The organism is Pseudoalteromonas sp. SR44-5 (genome assembly GCF_014163675.1).
Taxonomy (GTDB): domain Bacteria; phylum Pseudomonadota; class Gammaproteobacteria; order Enterobacterales; family Alteromonadaceae; genus Pseudoalteromonas; species Pseudoalteromonas rhizosphaerae.
The window spans coordinates 1-339 of record NZ_JACJDT010000214.1; the positions used below are offsets into that span (position 1 = coordinate 1).

Consider the following 339-nt stretch of genomic DNA (forward strand, 5'->3'; position numbering starts at 1 on the left):
GGCTTTTTCCTTGAAGAATAACGAGATTAGCCTAGCCCTTAAGCTTATCCACTGCGTACAAGGTAGAGAGCTTGCTTATAAATTAGAAGCCTCACAATTAACAGGTAATGAGCCTGAAGTGGTAACGTTATTTGTTAAGCAGCGTGCGCACTATAGAGCGTTGTTAGCTGAGTTAACACAAAACCCTAACCGTGAAAATGACACTCACTTTTTGAATGAGCTCGGTAAGGCCAAAGACGCTTACAGCCAATCACGCACTGTTGTTGCTGCATTACCAGAATATGCACCACTGCTTTCCCCGTTAAACATTGAGGTCACTGATATACAAGCGACACAGGG

1 protein-coding gene is annotated in these 339 nt (G+C 43.7%); it reads left to right on the forward strand.

Translation table 11 applies throughout. The annotated features are described in order from the left end of the window. On the forward strand, positions 1 to 339 hold a 339-nt coding region (locus H5154_RS24340; protein WP_182719784.1), incomplete at both ends, for a hypothetical protein.